This is a genomic window from Pseudomonas sp. P9_2, from assembly GCF_034008255.1.
Taxonomy (GTDB): domain Bacteria; phylum Pseudomonadota; class Gammaproteobacteria; order Pseudomonadales; family Pseudomonadaceae; genus Aquipseudomonas; species Aquipseudomonas synxantha_A.
This window is the reverse complement of sequence record NZ_CP125376.1, coordinates 4168888-4191079: the sequence shown is the minus strand read 5'-3', so window position 1 is coordinate 4191079 and position 22192 is coordinate 4168888. Positions and strand designations below refer to the sequence as shown.

Here is a 22192-nt window from a genome sequence, read left to right as displayed (position 1 = left end):
CGCCCGCCTGACCTTATGGTCAATCTCAACGGCAGCTTTTGGCCGAAAGCAGCAGCCATTACCTACAGGCTACAGACCAAAGCTGATCCAGCTTGGTTGTGTAGCTTTGACTCAGCAATTCACGCCGCATGGCCCAGTCAGGATCTGTCGGCACGCTTGCTGAGCGGAGCGTGCCTCTTCCCCAGCGAACATTGATCTCATCCAGAACTGTCATTAACCGTGTTTTTTCGGTCGGCTGGGACGGGGCGAATAGATCACCGGTGTACTCACCGGGCTGACATAGATTGAGCAACATCACCTCTGCCTTACTGTACTTGAAGCCTGGCCGGAATATTCGCTCCAGCGCGCCTATCGCCGCCTGGGTTAGCAGACGAACGTCATCAGTGGGGTACGGCATATCTACCACCACACCGTTGGCATACTTCGCTTCCTCAGGATTGAACATCCCGGTGCGGATACAAACACGCACCTTCTTGCATAGAGAACTCTGTGCGCGGAGCTTTTCAGAGGCTCGCATCATGTACGTAGCCACGGCCTCCTTAATCGGTTGCAACTCCGTCAACCGCTTACCGAACATGCGGCTGCAGCAGATCTCTTGCTTTGGCGGGTCGGGCTCATCCAGCTCCAGGCAAGGCGTGCCGCCCAGCTCCCTGGCCGTCTTCTCAATCACCACACTGAACTTCTTACGGAGCGTCCAGGGGTCCGCCTTAGCTAGGTCCATGGCCGACTTGATGCCCATCGCACCGAGGTGGAGTTTCATCTTGCGGCCAACGCCCCACACTTCAGCCACGTCCGTATTGCGCAGCACCCAGTCGCGCTTGACCGGGTCCGTGATGTTGACAACTCCGCCAGTCTGCGACTGTAGCCGCTTCGCGGTATGGTTTGCCAGCTTAGCCAGGGTCTTTGTATGAGCGATACCTACACCAACCGGAATGCCGGTACATCGAAGCACCTGGGCGCGGATCTGTCGGCCCAGGGCGTCCAAACCGGCAATACCGGTCAGGTCTGCAAATGCTTCATCAATCGAATACACCTCTACGGCCGGCACCAGCGATTCAATCACGCTCATTACGCGCTGGCTCATATCCCCGTACAGCGCGTAATTCGACGAGAAGGCCACAATCCCGTGCTGTCTGAGTTTGTGCTTAATCTGAAAATACGGTTCGCCCATTTTGACGAAGGGAGAGGCTTCATAGCTACGCGCAATGACACAGCCATCGTTGTTACTCAAGACGACGATCGGGACGCGCGCCAGATCCGGGCGAAACACGCGCTCACAGCTAGCGTAGAAACGGTTGCAGTCGACAAGTGCGAACACAGGCGATTTAGACATGACTGCGCACTGTACTGGTGATCACGCCCCAGATTGAAAGCTCATCCCCTTCAAGAACGTAACGCGCCGGGTATTTGGGGTTCTCTGATAGGAGGATCACTTCCCGGCCGCGCTTACATAAGCGCTTGCAGACGGGCTCATTGTTCAGCAGCGCCACCACTATATGCCCGTGAGCAGGCTCAATGGCACGATCTACTACCGCGAGATCACCTTCGAAGATACCAATCCCTTGCATGCTTTCCCCGGTGATTGCTACCAGGTACACATGCGGTGCGCGGATATTCAGAACCTCATCCAATGAGATGTGCTGCTCAATATGATCCGCCGCCGGCGAAGGAAAGCCGGCTGGAACCTGGAACGAACACATAGGCAGCTTCGCGCCTGCCTCAGCGATAGGACCTAAAATGGTGAAGCTCATGATGCGGCCTTTTACAGATGCTGTACGAATGTACAGTTAATAGCGCAGATGGCTTGCGGTCAATTTGGTGTAAGAGATATCTGACAAGCGGCCGCGTCAGACCAATTCATCTGCGTATGCGGCGACTGCCTCTTCCGTCAGCTCCCGCCACTCACCCTCATCTATCAGGCCCTGCTGCTTCAAGTCGTCCGCCAGGGCCAGCCGCGTTTCGTAGCGCTCCTCAGGTGTGGCCGATATGAATGCGGGATCATTGCGGAGTGCAAACCACGCCTCCATTGCGTTCACCTGTTCAATGTTGGTCGCCATGACGAATACCTTGGGCCAGTGTCTACAGTGTAGAGATTGGCCGGGGACCGGCTGTTCATCGGCGCCGACGAGCGGAGATGCTTATGTGCGGGAGACTTTCACAGTACCGGGGAATCCACGATTTCGTTGCAGCGCTGAGTATGCCCAATGCGCTGGCGAACTCCGTGGGCGATCAGCCAATTGAACGGTACAACGTGGCACCGACAACCGCGGTGGCACTGCTGCATCTGCAGGGAGAGTTGCTCCACGCTGATCCGGTACGCTGGGGATGGCGGCCGCACTGGGCGAAAGACCGGGCAGCACCTATCAACGCACGCGTAGAAAAAGTGGCGCATGGTCCGTTCTTCAGGGCGATCTGGCCGCACCGGGCGATCACTCCAATCGACAACTGGTTTGAGTGGGTGGATGAAGGCGGCCCAAAGAAGCAGCCCTACCTCATCCGCCGGCGTGATGGCGCACCGATATTCTGTGCCGCCATTGGCCAGCTACCAGATGATGATGAAGGCCCAGGCGAGCACGACGGCTTTGTGATCATTACCGCCGATAGTGCCGGGGGCATGGTGGACATTCACGACCGGAGGCCCGTGGTGCTGACGCCGGACCTGGCCCGGGAATGGTTGGATCCAGCCACACCCAAAGAGCGAGCCGAGCAGATGGTGCTCCACCAGGGTGAACCGTCTGAGGTGTTCGAGTGGTTCAAGGTCGATACGGCTGTGGGCAATGTGCGGAACAAGGGGGCCGAGCTAATCACTCCGATGTCGTTACTTTAAGAAAAAGCCACATGCGCGATCGCCTTTGTCCGCACACTCCAAAATTGTTTTTGATGAAAAATCACCCGATCTCTTCCATGAAGAAGACCTGACAATCCACATGATCCCATCATTTTTATTACCAGTATTTGGCCTCATTCTCAGATATCTTCCCTCGGATGTGGTGTAGATGCAGCTGATTAAAAATCCGCGAGTTTTTGAGTTTTCTTCAGTCAACACAAAAACCGCTTTCTCGAATGCCACCACACTAGCAAGCCCGTCACCGGGCAACACACCGACCCAATCAACACCTTCCGATTTGGCTGGCGAAATAAATACCCCTCGGTTATTTTTTATGTGCCCGGGGATGGGGCATGATTCTTCGTCACCTGGCCAAGCCGGGATATCAAAGTACCGGCTACTAGCCTCCGTAGGGAAAATCGCGAACAACTGAAAAAAAATAATCCCTTTTAAGACAAAAAGACGCACGAACTAGCACCCTGATAGATTTCAAAGCCTTCTTTTATCAGTCCGCGGATTTTCTTGATGTAGGACTTGTCTGAGACTTCTCGAGAATTTTCCTATTTTTATCACCTCCACAAAATCCTCTACCTATTCGTTACAGCCCTGACATACGCCTGGCACGCCCGTAGCGCGATCAATCCTTGGTCGCCGGCGTCGGTGATGCCGATAATTCTTTGAGCATGCGCTGGGTCAAGTTGGGCTCGACGGGCTGCATGAACCACGCCGGCGGGGCCGGGGGCTGCAGGCACGTCGCAGCGACTGGCTGTGTCCGTGCCGTCGAGAAGGACTGACAGCCGGACATCAGCAGTGGCGAGGCGATCGCGAAGAGAAGCCTGATTGCGTTGAGCATCGGATAATTCCTGAGTGTGTTGTTGGTCCTGCACTGCGATCTGCTGCTCGATGACCAAGCGCTTATCCTGCTCGGCCTTCTGCTGCCGCCAGGCTTCGTTGGTTATGGCGTCGAGCTGACCCTGGTGCGCGGCGCTTTGGGCCGAGAGCCGTTCGGACAGTTGCTTGCCCAGTCGCCAGTCCTGAACCTGCCAAGTCACGCCGGCGGCGCTGGCCATCAACAACAGAACCAGCACCGCCAGGCCGGCAATCTTCTGCACTGGCGTCATGTCAGTGCCCGCCGCACGCCTTCCGCCAGCACTTCGTCGGGGTAAACGTACCCGGCGTTCTCATGGTGGATGATCGCCTTGACGAAGCCCGTCATGACCTTTGTTTGGGCCATGTCAATTTCCGCCCCAGGCCGAGTACCGGTATTCGCTTCAACCGCGCGCACGTACGCCGCAGTGTCGTTCTCTACCGACGGCGCCCACCGGCTGATGATCGCCTTCACAGTTTTCAGGCCATGTTTGCGCTGATAAGTCAGCAGCAGCTTGCCCAGGGCGCGAATACCATTCTCGGGCGTATCGAACTTGGCGAAACGCTTCTCTAACGCAGGGTCTGGCTTCAGCTGGCCCTGCCACTGGTTGGCCGGGTTGTAATCGATGTTGCCGGGGTTGTTGTTGCGTACCCCGCGAGTTTCGGTGGTCGACATGCTTTTCTCCAGGCGTAAAAAAGCCCGCTCAATTGGCGGGCTGCTATTCTTCGGTCGATCTGATAGGCGGCGTATCGGCCTTGGGCATTTCAAGCCGCACATCGATCCAGCTATTCAGCGGAACATCCATAGGTGCGCCCCAGCCCGGCACCATCTCTCCGTCATCGGTGAGCGTCCAGCGCTGTTTGAATAGGCGAATGATGACAGCCCCGTCCTCTTCCTGATGACTGTCGGTGATACCAAGCATCCGTCCGCCGTCTGGGGAGCTTGGGTCGTGGGTCCGCCAACCCTCCAGTGCCAGGCCGAGGCTACCGGTCACCCGATACTCGCCAACGCCGAGGCGCTCAACGATAACGCCGCGTGCTTCATCGTTGGCCACACCCCATTCGCCGGCGGGGAGAAACGATTCCTCTTGGAGGTCGCGGCGCTCGCTGGCGGACACACTCGCGATTCTCAGGATTGGCGATGCCGCCGAAAGCGCACCGCCGGAACCGCGGGTGGTGTTGCCTGTGTGATAAAGCTTGTATGTGGGGCCGAATGCGCCGCCATTGTTAGATTCCGTAGTTCGAAAATGTAAGTTACCGGTGCCTTGAGCAACGGGGATGAGCAACTGCGCCTCGAAGTCCTGAGCATAGGGAATACGGATAACCGTGCTGTACGACAAGCCTGAAGACGAGCCGGGAGCGCCAAGTCTGGAAAAAGCACCACCTTGGCCGGGTTCGCCAGGCCTATCTGCTTGATATGTCGTCGGCGCATTGTTCGAATAAAACCCACTGTAAGTACCCGCAGGGATAAGCTCGCCGTCTTGCAGCCCAAAGCTTTTAGTTGAGGCAGCGCCTAGCCCTAAGCCTTGCCGGGCAGTACTCTGCGTAGTCCCGCCTGTTCCGCCTTTCGCAACGGGCAGCGCCGCGGGCAACTGTCCGTTAGCTGGCGCCCCAAGGGCTGCATAAAGCTCGTTCGAGTTGTCGTTATTCTTCTGGCTGGCAGTACGGAACGTATCGCCGCCTTGACCTGTCGGCGCCGTGCCTAGGTTGATCGCTAGTCTTGCCATGGTGAGCTGAATCCTGTGATGAGTTTAAATTTTGCTTATTAAATCAAGATAAAATCGTACAAAATACAGCCTGCAGCCTAAAATAATATGGGTTTGAAACAGTGGTGACGCTTACCCTAATTAATGAAGCGGAAAAATCCCACTGTAGGCCTATTCTCCTCGACTCATTGTTACCACCCATCATAGGCATTCTTCCGTTATTGAGCATTAAATAGTCACCTAATGAGTAGTTCATTGGAATCGAGTACCAGTTTGTTATAAGACCTTGCCCGGACTGCGTGGAGTGAGTGTAAGTCCAGTTTTGCATTACCCTCGTAAACACCGCCGCTTGAGTACCTGAGTCAAATAGCTGCTTGCCATCAGCGCCCCACATCCTCAACCCATATGTAGCGAGAGGCTTAGATGAAAAGGCCGCTACGAATATGTTTCCAGAGTGAACCGGCCCGCCTGTAACGGTAACGCCCGTCCATGCCCCAGCTGAACCTTCAAGAAGAACGCCCAGCTGAATCAGTGAGCCATTATTCGGCGGCCTGATAAAAACAAGTGGTGGCTCCTGCGTGTCGACTACGTTCTGAAAGACAACAGACGCCCCCGTCGTATAGGTGCCTTTATGAAAAACACACAACCTCGCATATTCAGAGTCGAGGGATATAGCGCCAGAATCATTTACCACTTGCAACCCGTAACTCATCACGCCCACCTTGCGACAATGAGACGCATAGTTGCAAGAGAAACAGAATCGTTTGGCCTTTCGGCAAGGAAATTTCTAACATACACCTCGTTCGTTCCCATTTCACATTCAAGCTGATTGTTAGTCGACACCTGTGAGGTATCGTTGTTAATTGGCAGCAAGAAACAAATTGCATTATTTACATTGCAATTAGGCGCGGCAAATGTTCTGGTTCTTGGCCCTAATGATCCTGGCGAATAAGAAACAAGCTCTGAGAGAACAATGCGATATGTAGATACACTTGTATCAAACTCTAGCGCTCCGTTAGAGGACCACATTCTTAGACCTGAGCTCATTCTGTTTGGTCTCCTAGCTGCACTCGCTTGACACCGTTAGCGTCAAAGAAGCGCAGCGATCGATTTGTCATGATCGACCGTCCCTGACCCGGGACGACGCCGTTGATTTCGAAGGTTCCATCTTTGTTCAGGATCCAACCCTGCTGTCTGGCGATGTAATTCGTCGAACTGATGTATGCCCCAATCTTCGCATTGGTGATCGTCCCATCCTGGATGAATGCCGACTTGATGTAGGTTTCTGTCCCATTGACCGCGAATGGCACGCTCGACCCTGCCGCCCCTACCGCGCCGTTGTAGATTGCAAACTGATCCGCCTGGATGACGAAGCGCGAAGTAACCTGACCGTTCGCCCCAGTCTCAATGCCAAGTCCTACGCCGGTAGAGTAAGGCGACCCATTCACGTCGAACTTGAATCGGAACGAGTAGGTGCCGGTGATCTTTCCGTTTACGTCTTGGTTGATGCTCGCTTGTTGCTGGAACTGCTGCGTGTGGCCGTTAACGGTTGTTTGCAGCTGAGTGGTCTGGCTTGCGGTGGCTGACGCCTGATCGGATACCGTCTTAATCTGCGTCTGTACGGTGGCTTTGTTCCCGTCAAAATCGGAGCGAAGAGCCGTTACCTGGTTGGTCGTAGCAGTCTGCTGATTGACGAGCGCGGTCGTTGTCTCCTCATATGTGGCGTAGTTTTTGATGACCTGAGCTTCGACAGTTTGAGTGAGCTTGCCCTGGGCGTAGTCACCATCGGTAATGGCAGACTGGATAGACCAAACGCCCGCATAGCCCTGTGTTCCGCCAGCCAGGTCATTCTCAGAACCAGCCATAGGTGCATTGATTTCAGCGTAAACGCCATCAATTCGCTCCGTCTGCGCGGTCAGCTTGTTATCAACGTTGGTTACTCGCTGATTCACTTGGGTAACGTTATTTGCCGTAGCCGCCAGGCCAGTTAGCGGGTCATTTACCTTTGTCTGGAGCTGGTTAAGCTGGTCCTGAGTGGCAATCACCTTTCCATCGACTACCGTGATTTTCTGGTCAAGGTTATCAACCCGTATTGCCAAAGCGTTCGCATCAGTGAGGATGTCGCCGACGTCTTTCCAGTTGGCGCTGGGCGGCTGAGAGCCACTATTGGCCGCCAGGGCTTGGTACAGCTTGTTTCCCTGGCGAACGATGTCACCCTTGGCGTAAGCCTTTGCTGCGTCCCACAACATGGCATCAACATATGGCTTTATTTGAGCCTCGAGATCCTTTCTAAGCTGCTCATTTCGAGCGTTCACGGACCCAGGCCCATCGCCGTCGATCAGATTGATGCGTCCATTGAGGGCTGGAGCCAGCGATGATTCATCAATCTGCCCCTTGACCTGCTCAAGGAGCGGCCAAGCGTCCGAAACAGACTGCCCCATCACTCCGTTTACGGTCGGATAGAACGGGCCAATGTTCCCGGTGCGATCCACCAGGCGCGCCCAGAAGAACAGCGTTGCCCCTGACAGAAGCGACTGCATACGGTAGTCGGCCTGCGGGTATGCAAGGTCGGCCAGCTTCGTCGCCGCCTCTAGGTTGTTCGCTGGTGCATACCACAGCTCGGTCCGCTGGGTATCCTCGGCGCCAGCAGGGAAGCCCCACTTGATGCTGATCCCGAACAGTTCGCCTTTAGTGGTCAGGGACGACACCGCCGGCGGCAGGCCGGTCTTGCCTTCAAGGTTGGTCAGGATAGAGCTTTTCCAGATCGAAGAAATTTCGAAGGCGCTTACCGAGCGCACACGGGCGAGATAGGCGCCCGAATAGATCCCGGTTACATCAACGCTGGTAGATCCCGTGCGCTGCACCTTGATCCAGTTGCCGCTGTCCTTGCGCCACTCCACGTCATAAGCGACGGCGCCAGCAACAGCGGGCCATGAGATGTTCATGGTGCTGATGGCTATGCCCTGATCTACCGCGTAACTCGACGTGAGCGTGACGCTGGCCGGCGGCGGTACCACGGTGATCGGGATTACGCTGATCGGCCGCTCTTCCAGACGCGCGCCAGTGTCGATGCTGGCGAACTTGCCTGGCTCGTACTGCAAAGCGCTGATGTCATAGTCGCCCTCTGGCGTCCTTGCTGTCCTCATCACTCTATATAGAGGGATTGCCAGGTCGTCAGCGTCGATTGCCCACTGAAGCTGTGCAGCCGGCGCCTCGCTGTAAGCAATGGTCACGGTTACGTTGCGCCCGCTAACGCTTTCCACGGTGCGGCCTTCTGCCCGCCCTCCCGGAAGATTGACCACCAACCGGTCCCCGGCCTTGGCCATGGTGTCCCGGTCCAGCGTGATGACCTTCCCCGCCGCTGCCGCAATGCGCCCGCCGATCTCCCGACCAGCCAGCAGCGAATCCGCGACGGGGATGACGAACCCTGGCAGCGGGATACGGCCTTCCATGCCGGTCCTGAAGCTAATCGTGCGGTCCTGGTTGTTGCTCAGGACCAGCCATTTAGCGCGGCGCTGGGCCTCAGATGCGCGAGTGCAGCCGATAGCACTGATCTCAGTCGGCTTGTCACCCAGGCGGCGCTGGAGCGGCAAGTCGGAATAGACCGTGACGTCGGTGTCGTAGTTGTTCAGCGGGTTGTCGTAGCTGACAAGACACCGAGTAAAGCGAGTCTTGGCCGAAGCGCTGCCGTAGGAAATTTTGCCGTCGATGACATTGGAGCGAGTAAAGACGTAGTCGATGTCCTGCGCTCGAGGCATATCCGCTTGCATGACCAACTGACCCTGAGCCCAGTACGTCATGCCGCGATAAATGCCGGCGATGTCGCGAAGTAGCGACCAGGCGTCAGCCTTGCCCTGCAGGTTCATGTCGCAAAGAAAGCGTGGCTCAACACCGTCGGCGCCGTCAGGCACCAACTGGTCGCAGTATTGCGCGATTCGGTAGAGTTCCCACTTATCCACCATCCACGGCTTGATGCGGCGGCCAAGGCCGAAACGGTCCTGGGTGCAGATGCCGTAGGTGATCCAGGCCGGGTTGTTGGTCCAGGCCTCCTTCATGGTGCCATCCCAGGCGCCGGTGTACGTGCGGGCCATTGGGTCGTAGTTGCTCGGAACCTGCCAGCGACGGGCCTTGCACTTCACGGTCACGGCCGGGATGTTGGTGAACTGCTCTGCGTCGAATTCTACGAACAGCAATGCAGTGTTCGGATAGCGTAGCTTTGCGTCGATCACCTGGGTGTAGCCGGCGATGAACAAGGTGTCCGCGACTTTGTCGGTGTTCTGGGAGTTTGGCGTGAGGCGTCGAACGCGGATCAGCCAGCCGCTGGTAGCCGGTGGCAGATCAATACGCAGAGACCGCTCATAGCGGGTGGTGGTCTTTCCATCCATGGCGCCCAGCAGAACCTGCTGATATGCACCACCATCGGTAGCCACATCGACCGCATACTCAATACGGTAGCCGTTGATGTTTCCTTCTGCGTCCTGGCTCGCCAGGCGCGGCGTGGCCAGGCGTATGCGTGCCGCTGAAAGTTGAAGGTTAGTCAGCGACTGGACCCATGGCGCGCCGCTGCGCAGCTCGATGTTCAGCGAGGTCTCATTGTCGACAGACGGAATACCGGGGATATAAGTCTGCTCAACAGAGCCAGGACGCCATTCCCACTTGACGTTGGTGAAGTTGAAATTGCCGCTGGCATCTTGGATCGGGGTGTTGTCGAGGAAGATATCGCGCGCGGTTGGTGTGCCGTCGAATTCACCCTCGCCAACGGCGATCAGGATCTTGGCCACGTTGGTGGAACGCAGGCTGTCGGGCGCCTCTACCGGAGACTTGGGCTTGCTCTCGCCACCTTTGGCACCGTGAATATCCAACTTCTGTGCTGCGCCCATGCTTTCCTCCAGGCAATAAAAAACCGCCTCTTGGGCGGCCTGATCGATGCGTCGTGGTTATGTCTTGTCTTCGGCGTAGACCGATGCCGATATGATCGCCCCGCCCCACCGGCGCTCGCCGATGCAGATGGGGACGGGGTTGCCACTGGCCGTGGTGTTCTTGGCGCTGCCGAATGCGTAGCTGGGCATGTTTTCAGGCGAAGCGCTCTGTTTGAGACCTGCAGCCTGTGGGCTGAGCATCTGGATTACGCCGCCGGCCAATAGCGCGATACCCGCGGGCGCCGTCGGCGCGCCAAAGTAGCTGGCTGCGATGAGAACGACGCCCAGCACAATCTGCAAAATGCCGCCACGCTTGCTGCCCTCGATCACAGGAATAATCCTGATCTCCCTGGCTCCCCCCATGCCGAACTCGTCCGGCCCGACGTTTTTTCGGTTGCGGAAGATGGCAAAGCGAAGTCCTAGCCGGTCAAGGCGCCGGATCTCGGCTTCGAACCCTTCAATGGTTGCCTTCAGCGCCCTGAACACCTCCCAGGTATCGCCCGAAGCAACCTGGCGCCGATGCAGCCTGCCAAACCTTTGGGCCAGAGACCCGGATAACTTGATGATAGTCATCGGTGAATAACTGATGGCGCTCATCGGGCCTCCTTGTGTCGAAGAATTAAACGGGTTCGCTGTAGCCACGGGCCGCCGTAGACGAACACCTCGGAGGGCCGGCCATACAGGTGGTGCAGCACAAACGGCCCAGGTCCGAAAATGCCAGCGTCTTCGCCAGGCAGCACTGGGTCAGTCCCCAGGTAGATCCCGGCATGGTTCGGGTGAGCGGTGCGGCCCACCTCCATCACGATCATGTCGCCGCGCTGCGGTCTGTCGACCTGCTCGAAGCCGGCGGCGGCGTAGTTCGCCTCATAAAGGCTGGTGCTGTCTGCGCTCTCCCACCAGCCATCAGCTCTCTTGAAGTTCTCAAACTTAAGGCCCCATTCGCGCTGGTACCATTCTTCGCATACAGCCCAACAGTCCCACACACCATGAACAAACGGTCGCTTGAGCAGGGGCACGGCGCCTGACGGCGTGATCGTCCTGAGGTCTCCTTCGGGCCAGGACAGGATGTGCCAGGGCAAGGCCGTGGCCTCACACATGGCCAGGTCGCGCGATGACGGGCGACTGGTGGCGTCCGGGTGGGAGTGAACGATGCCGATCACCTGACCCTGGTCTTCCGCCGCGGCGTAGTCCTCTGGCTCAAGCCGGAACTCTTCGTTTGGCTCGGTTGCTATGTTCCGGCACGGGAAGTACTTCTGGGCCCGGCCCACGGCCAACAAAAGTCCACAACACTCCTTCGGATATTCGGCCGCCGCATGAGCCTGGATGGCCGCAATGATGTGTTTGCGCATTATTCAGCTCCGGGCAATGAGTGACACAGCGGGAAACCCCCCGAATGGGTAGGGATTGCCCTCGCCGAAGCGTGGGATGCAACCCCGCCCCAGGGTGGCGTCGCACTCGTCCTGCTCAGGATTGTCGGTAACCACGCCATCCTTCATGACGTAAGGTCCCGTGTATCCGCAATTGGGGCCTCTGTACCCCCCCGTCAGGCACCAGTGGCACAGAGTGGTCATCTGCCTGCCGATCGTCTCGCCGCCGACATCGCCCGGGCTGGCCAGGTCCCAACAGACTGTCTCGCCGTCCTCGTTGGTTTTCTGGTCGACATACCAGACCTCGATCGATTCCTGGGTGGGATCGGCCGTGGGGTTGCCGCCTTCGAAGTTCACGGCGTCGAGAAATTCGGCCAGCGTATTGCGAATGGTCAGCTTGAACTCGAGCAGATCCTCGAAGGCCAAGCAGAGCGCGGTGATTCGCCCGTTCACGTTGCCGACCGAAAGCTTGGGCCGTACCGCGGTGCCGTCGCCATTCGCCTCGCTGCCCTCATACTGCATGGGCCAGGCACCGTACTCTTCGCCCTTCCACCATATCGACTTGGCCGGCAACTGGTCAGCGTTGCCGCCGGCGGTGATCAGTTCGGCTGGTGTATGCGGGATCGCATGGCCGTGGAAGCGCAGAACATCGGCACCGTAATCGCTGCCATCCAGTTCAAACAAAATGACTTCGTTGCCAGGCTCAAGGGTCTGGATAGCATTGATCAGCGACATGGATTGACCTTTACGGGTGGAAAGCGCGCTCGAACGTCGCCGTCAATTTGAAAACGCCCCCGCCCATGGGCGTAGGGGTTGGGTTCTTGCACGTGAACAGACCAAGCTGGCCCATTGGCGTGGTCCACAAGAAGGCCTTGGCGCCCTTGTGACGGTCGAAGAAAGCCATCATGGCCAAGGCCGTGGCCGTGTTACCTGTGTGGGTGATCGGGTAGGCATCGACTTTATTGTTGATCCCGTCCCCAACCTCTTGCTTATAGCCGTCCCCGAACTGCGAGATGCGCACCCGATAAGTGATATCGGGCGTTTCCCCGTGCTGGGTGGCCCAGGTGAATGTTTCAATCGCCATGGTTACCTTCCGTTGATCAGGCGCCAGATTGAGCCGCCAGGCTGCAAGCCTTTGGAAATAGCGGTTTCTGCCTCGGTCTTGGCAGCCTGCTGGATGCCCTTGCCGAGCTGCGTGGTGTCTTCCTGCGTTGCGTTGCCGCCAGCGCCTGCCGTTTGCACGGATACCGAGACGGGGAAGTTGTAGGTGTTGCCACTCCCGCCACCGCCTGACGCCGCCATAATCGAACTGCCGCCCGTCATTAATGGCGTGACGCTGCCGCCCTGCGCGCCGGTCATCAAATAAGAGCGGCCACCCTGACTGAACAGCTCTGGCCCCTTTTCATTTACCTCGTACAGGGTATTTGGATCGACCGGGCCGCCAGATGCTCGCCCTTCAACAAGAGCGCTACCGATGCTGGAGCCGAAGCCGCCAGCTCCTGCCCCCGCCGCTGCGCCGCCGCCAAACCAGGCGCCTATGGCAGTGCCCGCCAAGCCCGACAGCAATCCGGAAGCAGTCTGCCGAGTTGCGATGCGCGCCATGTCCGCGAGAACCGACTTTGTGAAGTCAGCGAACGAGAACTTACCAGTCGTGGCGAAGTTCACTACTGCATCTTCCATGGAGCTGAACGCATTGCCAAATAGACTCTTGGTCTGCCCTGCTACGTTCTGCGCCGAATCCAGGTAGTTGGCCCAGGCCGATGTCGCGCCCTTCGTCCAGTCGCCTTGGGCTGCCTCCACATCCGCGTAGTTCTGCCGGATTTGATCGGTAGCCTTCTTATTCGCATCTGCGAGAGCTTGCGACTTGCGGGCGAACTCTTCGTCCGACATATTCCGAGACGGATCGGAGCGTTGGTTTTCCAGCTCCAGCGACTGCTGAGCAAACCGGTCTTGCTGGCTGTTCAACTGCCCGCTTAACGCGTTCTCGCGGTCACCCTGGCCTACACCCAATACGGCACGCTGCCCAGCGAGCTCCAGGGCGCGCTGTTGCTGACCCAGTGCTTGCACGTAGGAGCTAATAGCCCGCTCTTGCTTTGCCAGACGCCCGGTCTCATTGGTCGCCAGCACTTCAAGCTGGCTGTCAGCGTCTTTCTGCGCCTTGACCATCCCTGCGCGCGCGTCGGCGATCTTCTGGTCAAGCTGGATACTTTGCGCGGCCGATGTCGTCATCTTGGCCTTGGTAGCTTCTAGGGCCGAGATCTCGGCCTCGTAGGCTGCCGTCACCTGATCACGCTCGTTGCCTATCAGCGCCTGGCGACGGAGCAGGTATTCAGCTTCGGAGACAAGCCCGGCCTTCTGCGCGGCCTCCAGCTCCTTCCGGTAGTTCTTGTAGGTATCGGTGATTGCGGCCAGGTCGTTCTTGGCGGTGTTGAAGCTGGTCAGGTCGACCTGGCTTGAGGCGCCTTTCGGGTCTCTGTTCTTGTCCTGGAGTCCTTTAACCAGCGTGTCGTAAGCGCCACCTGAGAACTTGCTGCCGTCGTAGTTGACACCATCGAGCAGCGGCGACTTCTGACCGGTTTTCTCGGCACTCTCATATAGCGCCCGGAACTGGTCGTTGAGCTTCTTCAGTCCCGCCTGGCGCTTTGCCAGTGGGTTGACGTTATCGAGTTGCGCGTCCAGAGCTTTCTGAGCATCTATGGCCTTCTGGTTCGCATCGGTGTTTTCACCCGTGGCGATTGCCAGATTAGCGCTTGCCGTCTGTCTGGCCTTGAGTTCAGCAAGTTTTTTCTCAAGCGCCTCAGTTGAGTCGTCATGCTCACCGGTGCCAAGACCAAGAGCCGAGTTCAAAGAACTCAGCCCGTTAGAGATGGCCCCCGCAAACCCGCCGCCCTTGCGCGTATCCAGCACTCGCTGAGTGATCTCGATCTGCTTTGCCAGGTCTGGGAATATCTCCGACCGGGCTTCGGCGTAAGCGCCCTTGATGGCGTTCTTGATGTTGTCCCAATCGCGCTCTACGTCGGATAACGACTCGCGGTAGGTCTTCAGGCGCGTCAAGGCGGCCTGATTCAAATTTTCGCTGAGCACATCCAGGGCACGCTGGCTGTCACCCTGGTCATCCAGCCCCTTGATCACCTGGTACTGCTCAAGGGTGATCAATCCGTACTGACTGCTGATCTTGCTGGCGGCTTCAGTTGCTGTATCGCCAGCGCTGGCAAAGGACTTGGCAAGTTCGCCAGCGCCCTGCCCGGTTACTTCACTCACGGCCGCAGCAGCTTCAGCCAGATTACGCATCTGCGTACCGCTTGTAGCTGCTCCGGATGCAAGCGAAACGACTGCCTCGCGGGCGCCGGACAGGTTGCCGGTGACGCGCCCGGCGCCGTCGGCCATGTCCTTCAGTCTGGCGATGGTCTGCCCAGCACCATTCGTACCGCCATTGATCGCGGCATTGAACTCGCGCGCCTGCTTCATCGCATCGAAGTAGGCGTAGCCCAGCGACCCAATTACAGCGACCAAAAGGCCGGCCGGGATCAGCATCCCTGCAAGGCTTTTCGCTGACTCACCAGCGCCGGCGCCCAATTGAGCAATGGCTCGCGCCCCGCTACCCAGGTCGCCAGCCTGAATGGCGTTGACGAGCTGCATTACGTTTTCCTGAGCCTGGCGGGTGCCGAGCTTCAGTTTGTCGAATGCACCGGCTGCCTCGGTGAGCCCTGCCCTATCCTTGCCGATCTTGGCCAAGGCTTCGTTGTAACGGTCGGCGTCGATCTGACCCGTTTTATGCAGGTCGTTTAGCGCCTTCTCCTGAGCCTCCAGCTTCGCCAACTTGGAGGTCACTGGATCAATACCGTTGACGGTGCGCTTCAGTGCCTCAATCTGGCGATTCTCAGCCTCGATCAGCTTTTGCTTCTGGACCAGCTCTTTGGCTTCCGCCTTTTCAATCTTGTCGTAGGCCTTACCCAGGTGATCCTGGTACTTCGCCTGCTCCTCGATGGTGACCAAGCCGCCCTTGCGGGCGCGCTCCAGCAAACCTTCGGCATTAACCAGTGACTCCATGCTTGAGATATTGCCCGTCATCGCCTTGTCGAGCTGACTGATGACGGAGATTTCCGCTACTGCGCTGTCAGTTGCTTTGCGACTTGCCCCAGCTTGACGGTCCCTTGCCGCCGTCGATTTATCGATGCCTTGCGCAATGTGCGCTTCTGCCTGGGAAACCTTTTTACCGGTGTTGCCCAGGCCTTCGCCTGTTTTGCCCAAGTCATCAATGGCCTTCTGGGCGCCTTCAGCGGAATCGACCAGTTTATCCAGATCATCAGCAGCCTTTGCGGCCTGCGACGACTCGACCGCAATACCCAGGGAAGCGAAATTGGTGCTCATTTGTTTTCTCTCTGTTCCGCCATCACCTGCAGGGCTTCAGCCTCCATCCGCCGGAAGTCGCTGAAAATGGTTTGTCGCTGGCTGATCGGTACGCCGCACATCCGAATCACACCGGAGAGAACGCTGTAGTCCATGCCTGTTGCGCCGCACGCGCCTGTGCGCCACTGGGTGCTCATGGCCTCGAAGACTTTGAAGGCCTCCCAGTTGTCGGGCCAGATTCCGACTTCCCTGTCGGGGATATCCTGGCGCGATAAACCGAAGGCCATCAGATCTGCATCTGACGGCCCTGGCTCATACAGTGCGCGCGAAGCGCTTAGGAGTTTCCCAGGCGGGCTTCGCTAAAGGCTTCGGCGTAAGCGTTCAGCACAGCCTTGGGGGCTGAGTTGATCGAGTTGACGAGGATGCGCACGTTTTCAGGCGTGAACTTTTCTTCGATATCCCAGCCGACGACCACATCGAGCAGTTGATCGGCTTGCAGAGCGATCTGCGCGGCGGTGAAGGCTTTCAGGTCCATGTCGCCGACCTGCTTGCCCAACTCGTCGTGCCGCTCGTTCCAGCTGGTGTAAAGCTCGGCAAGTGCGGTGCGGTCCAGGTACTTGAACTCGAACTCTACCTTCTCAGCGTTATAGCCAGCCCGTTGGATCAACACCTCTGCCTTGAACGTCGGCTTTTGGATCAGCTTAAACTTGGCCATCGGTTACACCGTGGCCGCGTAGCGAGTTGGAAGGCCAGTCAGGGCAACGCTGATAACACGGGTCATCAGGCTGTTGCGTGACATGGTCGGCGTCGCGGTGATCGACACATAGCCGTTGTAGATAATGCTGCTACCACCCGGGAGGTTCAGGCGGAGCAAACGAGGCTGCTTATCGTCGTCCGCCGCCTCGCATACAGCCACATAGGGCTTGGACGGATCGTCAGCGACGGTGTAAGTCAGCGTGATCGGGTTTTTGGTAGTAGGCATCTGGCGGTCGTTGTCGTCAGCCACGAAACCAAAGGTAAGGAACTGTTGATCGCCACCGGCCGAGTTCATTTCGGTTACCTGCGAGATCTCAGTGAAGGCCGTCACCTCGCGGACAGAGCCGATACCGGAGCCGGCCGGGTATTGCTGAACGTTGGTAGTGTTCACGCTTTCCAGGGCGAAGGTTCCGCTGGCAATTACCCCCACGCGAACGCCTCGGCCATCGAGACGAGTCCAGCCAGAATTGACGGCGACAACATCGCCTTCGGCCAGGCCGTGCGCCGCAGCAGTTGCGATTGCCGGATTGGCACTGGTCAGCGCAGTGAACGGGATTGCAACGCCGTAAGTCGATGCAATCTCAAGGGTGGCGCCGTTGGGCATTTGGATGCCGGCCATGGGTGTTTCCTCTTTTCAGAAATGACAAAACCCGCGCAGAGGCGGGTTTCGGGGTTTGCCCAACGGGCGTATTCAGGTGCCGATGTCGGCTCGATACTCGAACGACACCGGCACGGTATATGTGGGCGGATCAGGAATGCCCGGACCAGTATCAACTGGCGACATAGTAACGACAGTGAGGCCTGCCTTTGTGTCTCGTGCATAAAGCGGGAATAGCGTGGTCAACTCAGCCACAAGTGGGTTCGTCTTGGTCTTGCCGGTGCCGGCCGGGGCCACGATGCTGACTTGGTAGACGCCGATGAAAGCGCGGTGGTCGCCAGCAAGCGTATTGCTAGCGGTATCGCCCGGGAGCATGAACGCCCGCAGATAGGTCTCAGTATCCGCCGGGTCGTACTGAGTATTTTCGAACACGACCTTGATGGGTTCCGTCCGGGCCTTGCTCCAGGCAATCAGCTTGGCCTCGTAGATCGAAGCAATAATGGCGTGACTCATACCTGGTTGTTCCTTGTGGCTTCGTCGACGATCTGTTGGAAGCGGGCCAGGGTGATCCGGACCATTCCGCCGGGCGCCTGGGTCGAATGCCCATACTCCAGGGAGATGCCGTACGGAAGATTGTTCACTATGTATGCTGTCTCGCCAGCCGTCAGCGCCTGGACCTGTAGTCGCAGCTTGGCTAGCGTCACACCACCAGCAGGATCTACCTTGTCTAGCGTGCCCTCCGCCGGTGTGCCGATGGAAAACTGCCAGTTCCCCCGAAAACGCCCACCTACGTAATCCTTGCCCGCTACCAGGCCATTCACATTGAAGTTCTGGTCGCGCTCTGTCTTTGTCAGGGGCTTGGCATATTTCACGCCGCGCCGCAGCTTGCCGGCCTTCGTGAAATTCGACTCGTTGAGGTTGATGATCGTGTTGCGGACCGCGACCTTGAAATCGTAGTCATCGGCGGCCCGCTTGTTCGCCTGTCGGTGAACGACGTTCTCAGCCCAGATCTCTGGATTGCCCACCGGTGACATGCGGATAACGCTGCTTCCGATTTCGATGACGATCTCGCGGATGGTCGCGTCTATACCAACCTTCGCTCGCTCGGCGAAGTCGCGAATATTCTCGGCAAAGCTGCCGTTCATACCCGAGTATTTGTGCGTCACGACCGCACCTGCAACTCATACAGGATCGGCGTACCGGCAGGGTTGACCTCTTTCAGCGGCGGCACGATTGACCATGTGCGCCCCTGAGCGACCACTTTGTCGAGCAGACCCGGCACCCAGGCCAATCCCTGCGCCGCGATCTTGAGTTTCTTGTCGCCCTGCCGGATGAGGCTGTTGGTTTGGAATTCTTGGCCGGTGAAGTCGAGCAGGATGCCCTGGGCGGTTTGCTCGACGGGCACACCCGGCGCTTCGCCGCCCGTCTCCGGATCGTACTCGCCAGGTTCCGTCTTGCTGATGGTCACAGGCTGGCCGAACTCTGTGATCACCTCCAGCGCCATCACGGCCACATCATCGTAGAATGCCAAATCTACCTCCAACAAATTAGGATGAGCCATGACGAATGCTATGCGTGCAGGACTAATCCTTGATGCACTCAATCAATATATTTTGCAGCCTGACAAGGCGCTCTATTTCCGCCAGATACTTAGGTCTGCGATAAGAACAGCACTTGAACAATCCCCGGATGCACGGCGAATAGCTCAAGCACAGCGTAGATGCGCCCCCTCATGGGGACCTACAGAAACTCCCGTCGATGTCGCTGCCACTAAGCATTTAGCATCGATGATCGGTTCTTCGAGCGAGTGGCCAAAAGATTTGTTTGAAAACTTGGACATGGGCGAATTGCAAGGGGATTTCTAAGCCCGAGCGGCGAATAAACCGCGCTTCTGCAAATAGTCAGCAAATTGTGTGGCGCTCGGTCGATCCGGCGCTGCCGGCAGCAGCCGGTTGCTGGTGGACGGGATCGCCGCGTACTGCCGCGTCACCGCGCCCTCAACACGATCCAGCAGCACCGCCCCTTTGCGCTTCTCCACCGGGTCTACATCATCCTGATGGATCTCTGCAGCCAGGGCCATCTGGCCGTACTGGATCCGCGCCGGCAGGTAGTTGTTCGGCTTGATCTCGTGATCCAGCAGCACTTCCCGGCGCGGCCAGGACAACGCCTGCTCGCTGCTGGTCTTGCGCCCCTTCCAGATCATGCCATCCATCGCCAGAGCGGCCCGGCGCAGCAACGCTTCCTGCTCTGGTACGCCCTCAGGGATGACCGTGCCGAATTTCACGGCATACATGGCCAGGTCCTCGGCGCTCGCGTAGCTTTCGGCGTCAGGAAGTCCCTGTCCGGTCTCGATAATGAGTGTCATGCGTCAACTCGCTGGAGTGGTTTCAAGAGTGGCCGCCAGGTAACCGACAGCCAGCTGTATTACTCCTTGGTCAGCTCAGCTACGAGCTTTTCCAGGGATTCTTTCGAAGCGTTGGCCCGGTACGGAACCTTAGCCTCATCGAGCTTTGCTTTCAGCGCGGCAATTTCATCGGCATCACCAGCCGACGGCGTAATGGCGGCTTTCTTCAGAGCTTCAACCTCATCGCGCAGCTCGTCGACAGTAAGAAGCAGGCCGTGACGCTCGGCGGTCAGTTCACCAACTGAGGTATGAATGGTGCCCAGTACTTCATACAAACGCACCGCCAGCTGGCCCGACTCTGGACGATGGATTTCGCCAGCTTCCAGCCCGTCAACAAGGATCTGGATCGATCCATGCTCAGCACGCAAAGCTGCGATGATTTTTTCCGGCTCGACCTGATTGGCGGCGCCAACAAGCTGCACCTGCTTGGCCTCCTTCACCGACACGTCGATGCCGGCCGATTCGTACGCATCAACAACGCTCGGCCAATGGCCGATTACCAGCACACTGGTCACTCCCGCTTCTGGTTTGTCGAAGTGTTCCGGGTTGCGGTAACGCTTCTCCGGATCGAAGCCGGAGAGTTGGTTGCTGTAAGTCAATTCCATGTGTTTCTCCAAGGCGGCCATCGCTGACCGCGCGTTGAGTTTGAGACTTAGCCGCCAGAGGCAGGAGGCGTCGCAGTGAGCTTGATCATCACGCCGGCGGTGACCTTGTTGCTGCCCGCGTGCTTGACCCAGTTTGCAGCGGAGCCGACCGCAGCCAGGGTTGGGTTGGAACCGCCAGTAGTGGCTTTCCAGCTGTAACCCAGCACATCGATGTTCACGGTACCTTCAGCGCGGTAGCCGATGCTCAGGTTTTCTTCGTCGTTCACTTCGTAGGAACGGAAGCCCGGGGCCTGAGACTCGGTGATGGTTACCGCGTTTGGCAGCAGGCCGAAGATCACGTCCGCCGGCGCGGTATCGGTCACCAATACAGGCTTGCCCAGGGTGCCAGGGAGGCCGCCGTAGATCACGACACCAGCTTCTTCGTAGATCTTGTTGGTGATCGCTTCGTCGACGATGTCGAAATAAGCACTGGAGTGCATGACCCACAGAGCGATACGGCCGAACTTGTCGCCGAACTCGCGCATGCCGCGGGTCAGCGTCTTCTTGCCGTCGGTTTCGATGTTGGCCGAAACCACCATGTCAGCGTTGGAACCGATGGCAGCGCGCAGACCAGCGGTTGCGTACTGAATGAAGCCTTCCAAGGTCGCATCAGCGACGTCGGCACCGACGATCTGGGAGAACTCCTCGACCGGACGACCGCGGCGCTTGAACGCCTCTTCGGTGGTCTGGTATGGACCGTACTTCCATGGAGCTTTGACGCCAACAGCTTCGCCGGCGGAGATCTTCTTGGCAGTTACCTTGCCGTCAGAGTTGACGTCGCGGTGCTCCAGAGAGCCGTTCAGCTTGTAGAGAGCGCGCTTGCGGAAGTCGCCTTCGATCAGTTCATTGTCCAGCACCATTGCGCCGTTGGACGATGCGTTGAATACATCCAGGTTGTCCTGGACACGCTCGAGGTATGCGGTTTGCGCCTCATCGTTGTAGATGATCAGGTCGCTGTTAACGGTTGTAGCCATGGGTCAATCCCCTTACTTGGGCAATGCTAGATATGCGGTTTGGCCGTGCTTGCGCTGAAAGTCGCGCTTCTGCTCGGAGGTCATTTCGGAGCGCTTGAATGCAGCCTTGCCGCCACCCCCGCCCGGGGCAAATGTCCCTGAAGCCCTTGGCCACAGATGAGGTGCGCTTTCGCGCAGAGATTCCGCCCATTCGAGCGGAGTCAAAGGGGTCTTGCCGTCTTTACCGAGGATGACTTGGCCGGATTCATCAACGGCGACTGCATCGCCATCTTCGTTAAGGGTGAACACGCCTTTGGCGCGCAAGATGATGTCGTCTGTTGCTTCGGGGAGAGCGCCGGCTTTTAGTGCTGCACCGCGTACCGAGTCGCCCAGGACTTTGCCCTGGAACTTGGCAGCGAAGGATTCAGCCTTCTCGGCGCGCTCGCTGATGGTCTTCAACTGCTTATCGTAGTCGCCACGAAGACGCTCAGTGCGGCGGTTGAAGACTTCGTCCACCTTGCCCTCTGTCAGCAGCTTGGTTTCTTCGTCCTGGCCGGCACGACTGAGCAAGCCTTTGACGGCGTCAATGTCGATGCCTTCAAACTGGGTTTCGAACTGAGTCAGCTTGCCAGAGGTTTCCTTCAGCTTGCCCAGCAGCTCCGAGTTCTTGGTTTTCAATCCGGAAACGGATGCTTCAACGGCAGTCGCGATAGCGGCCTTGATTGCCGGGTTTTCCAGGTCGATTTCGTTTTCTTCTGCCACGTTGATGCACCCCTTGGGTATGTTTTGCCCGCCTAACGG

Annotated in this window: 26 protein-coding genes; 2 read left to right on the top strand and 24 right to left on the bottom strand. The window is 57.9% G+C overall.

What is annotated here, in order from left to right; genetic code table 11:
- Positions 1-58: 58 nt before the first annotated feature.
- The 3 genes from umuC to QMK52_RS18930 all read right to left on the bottom strand — a co-directional run bounded on the left by umuC (position 59) and on the right by QMK52_RS18930 (position 2057).
- Entirely contained in the window at positions 59-1333 is a 1275-nt protein-coding gene (gene umuC / locus QMK52_RS18940; RefSeq protein ID WP_320403241.1) for a translesion error-prone DNA polymerase V subunit UmuC, read from the bottom strand.
- Positions 1326-1751 (bottom strand): S24 family peptidase, encoded by a 426-nt coding sequence (locus tag QMK52_RS18935; protein ID WP_320403240.1) that lies wholly within the window; start codon positions 1749-1751, stop codon positions 1326-1328. Before QMK52_RS18935 ends, umuC begins: the two co-directional genes overlap by 8 nt.
- 96 nt (positions 1752-1847) lie before the next feature.
- Positions 1848-2057: a hypothetical protein gene (locus QMK52_RS18930; protein ID WP_320403239.1), complete on the bottom strand. Its 210-nt coding sequence runs from the start codon at positions 2055-2057 to the stop codon at positions 1848-1850.
- 83 nt (positions 2058-2140) lie between these two features.
- Between QMK52_RS18930 and QMK52_RS18925 the strand changes: the two genes are divergently transcribed.
- Positions 2141-2827, top strand: a complete 687-nt coding sequence (locus QMK52_RS18925) for an SOS response-associated peptidase family protein (RefSeq protein ID WP_194438137.1) — start codon at positions 2141-2143, stop codon at positions 2825-2827.
- On the opposite strand, the gene QMK52_RS18920 is transcribed toward QMK52_RS18925, so the two are convergent.
- The 17 genes from QMK52_RS18920 to QMK52_RS18840 form a co-directional block, all read right to left on the bottom strand.
- On the bottom strand, positions 2819-3295 hold the full coding sequence (locus tag QMK52_RS18920) for a DUF3757 domain-containing protein (RefSeq protein WP_194438136.1): 477 nt from the start codon (positions 3293-3295) through the stop codon (positions 2819-2821). The genes QMK52_RS18925 and QMK52_RS18920 overlap by 9 nt on opposite strands.
- A 119-nt stretch (positions 3296-3414) precedes the next feature.
- On the bottom strand, positions 3415-3948 hold the full coding sequence (locus tag QMK52_RS18915; RefSeq protein WP_320403238.1) for a lysis system i-spanin subunit Rz: 534 nt from the start codon (positions 3946-3948) through the stop codon (positions 3415-3417).
- On the bottom strand, positions 3945-4370 hold the full coding sequence (locus QMK52_RS18910; RefSeq protein WP_320403237.1) for a structural protein: 426 nt from the start codon (positions 4368-4370) through the stop codon (positions 3945-3947). Before QMK52_RS18910 ends, QMK52_RS18915 begins: the two co-directional genes overlap by 4 nt.
- Positions 4371-4413: 43 nt before the next feature.
- Positions 4414-5421: a hypothetical protein gene (locus tag QMK52_RS18905; RefSeq protein ID WP_320403236.1), complete on the bottom strand. Its 1008-nt coding sequence runs from the start codon at positions 5419-5421 to the stop codon at positions 4414-4416.
- 43 nt (positions 5422-5464) lie between these two features.
- A complete protein-coding gene (locus tag QMK52_RS18900) occupies positions 5465-6112 on the bottom strand; it encodes a hypothetical protein (RefSeq protein ID WP_320403235.1) in 648 nt (215 codons plus the stop codon).
- 331 nt (positions 6113-6443) lie between these two features.
- Positions 6444-10280 carry a phage tail protein gene (locus QMK52_RS18895; RefSeq protein WP_320403234.1) on the bottom strand — a complete coding sequence of 1279 codons (3837 nt, stop codon included), beginning with the start codon at positions 10278-10280 and terminating at the stop codon, positions 6444-6446.
- A gap of 57 nt (positions 10281-10337) precedes the next feature.
- Positions 10338-10916 (bottom strand): tail assembly protein, encoded by a 579-nt coding sequence (locus tag QMK52_RS18890; RefSeq protein WP_124376738.1) that lies wholly within the window; start codon positions 10914-10916, stop codon positions 10338-10340.
- Positions 10913-11668 carry a C40 family peptidase gene (locus QMK52_RS18885; protein ID WP_032877387.1) on the bottom strand — a complete coding sequence of 252 codons (756 nt, stop codon included), beginning with the start codon at positions 11666-11668 and terminating at the stop codon, positions 10913-10915. The genes QMK52_RS18890 and QMK52_RS18885 overlap by 4 nt, the downstream gene beginning before the upstream one ends.
- A 3-nt stretch (positions 11669-11671) precedes the next feature.
- Positions 11672-12421 (bottom strand): phage minor tail protein L, encoded by a 750-nt coding sequence (locus tag QMK52_RS18880; RefSeq protein ID WP_320403233.1) that lies wholly within the window; start codon positions 12419-12421, stop codon positions 11672-11674.
- A gap of 10 nt (positions 12422-12431) precedes the next feature.
- Complete coding sequence (locus tag QMK52_RS18875) at positions 12432-12770, bottom strand: phage tail protein (protein WP_320403232.1); 339 nt, start codon at positions 12768-12770, stop codon at positions 12432-12434.
- Between the two features lie 2 nt (positions 12771-12772).
- Positions 12773-16057 (bottom strand): phage tail tape measure protein, encoded by a 3285-nt coding sequence (locus QMK52_RS18870; protein ID WP_320403231.1) that lies wholly within the window; start codon positions 16055-16057, stop codon positions 12773-12775.
- Complete coding sequence (locus QMK52_RS18865) at positions 16054-16323, bottom strand: DUF1799 domain-containing protein (RefSeq protein WP_103734558.1); 270 nt, start codon at positions 16321-16323, stop codon at positions 16054-16056. The genes QMK52_RS18870 and QMK52_RS18865 overlap by 4 nt, the downstream gene beginning before the upstream one ends.
- A gap of 47 nt (positions 16324-16370) precedes the next feature.
- Positions 16371-16751, bottom strand: coding sequence for a phage tail assembly chaperone (locus QMK52_RS18860; RefSeq protein WP_103734557.1), 381 nt, complete (start codon positions 16749-16751; stop codon positions 16371-16373).
- Positions 16752-16754: 3 nt separating this feature from the next.
- Positions 16755-17411 (bottom strand): phage tail protein, encoded by a 657-nt coding sequence (locus tag QMK52_RS18855; RefSeq protein ID WP_320403230.1) that lies wholly within the window; start codon positions 17409-17411, stop codon positions 16755-16757.
- A 72-nt stretch (positions 17412-17483) separates the two neighbouring features.
- Positions 17484-17903, bottom strand: a complete 420-nt coding sequence (locus QMK52_RS18850) for a phage tail terminator-like protein (protein WP_320403229.1) — start codon at positions 17901-17903, stop codon at positions 17484-17486.
- Positions 17900-18535, bottom strand: coding sequence for a hypothetical protein (locus tag QMK52_RS18845; protein WP_320404207.1), 636 nt, complete (start codon positions 18533-18535; stop codon positions 17900-17902). The genes QMK52_RS18850 and QMK52_RS18845 overlap by 4 nt, the downstream gene beginning before the upstream one ends.
- 17 nt (positions 18536-18552) lie before the next feature.
- On the bottom strand, positions 18553-18921 hold the full coding sequence (locus QMK52_RS18840; RefSeq protein WP_320403228.1) for a hypothetical protein: 369 nt from the start codon (positions 18919-18921) through the stop codon (positions 18553-18555).
- Positions 18922-18949: 28 nt separating this feature from the next.
- Here QMK52_RS18840 and QMK52_RS18835 point away from each other — a divergent pair, with 28 nt between their 5' ends.
- Entirely contained in the window at positions 18950-19255 is a 306-nt protein-coding gene (locus QMK52_RS18835) for a hypothetical protein (RefSeq protein ID WP_194438084.1), read from the top strand.
- Here the strand turns inward: QMK52_RS18835 and QMK52_RS18830 are convergent.
- Genes QMK52_RS18830 through QMK52_RS18815 form a run of 4 tightly spaced genes read right to left on the bottom strand, consistent with a single transcriptional unit; the run spans position 19252 to position 22153 of the window.
- Entirely contained in the window at positions 19252-19755 is a 504-nt protein-coding gene (locus QMK52_RS18830; RefSeq protein WP_320403227.1) for a DnaT-like ssDNA-binding protein, read from the bottom strand. The two genes, QMK52_RS18835 and QMK52_RS18830, sit on opposite strands and share 4 nt — an antisense overlap.
- A gap of 59 nt (positions 19756-19814) precedes the next feature.
- A complete protein-coding gene (locus QMK52_RS18825) occupies positions 19815-20399 on the bottom strand; it encodes a hypothetical protein (RefSeq protein WP_320403226.1) in 585 nt (194 codons plus the stop codon).
- Positions 20400-20446: 47 nt separating this feature from the next.
- The gene (locus QMK52_RS18820) at positions 20447-21412 is read right to left on the bottom strand and encodes a major capsid protein (protein WP_320403225.1); all 966 of its coding nucleotides are present in this window, start codon (positions 21410-21412) and stop codon (positions 20447-20449) included.
- A 12-nt stretch (positions 21413-21424) separates the two neighbouring features.
- A complete protein-coding gene (locus QMK52_RS18815; protein ID WP_017479625.1) occupies positions 21425-22153 on the bottom strand; it encodes a hypothetical protein in 729 nt (242 codons plus the stop codon).
- Positions 22154-22192: the final 39 nt, after the last annotated feature.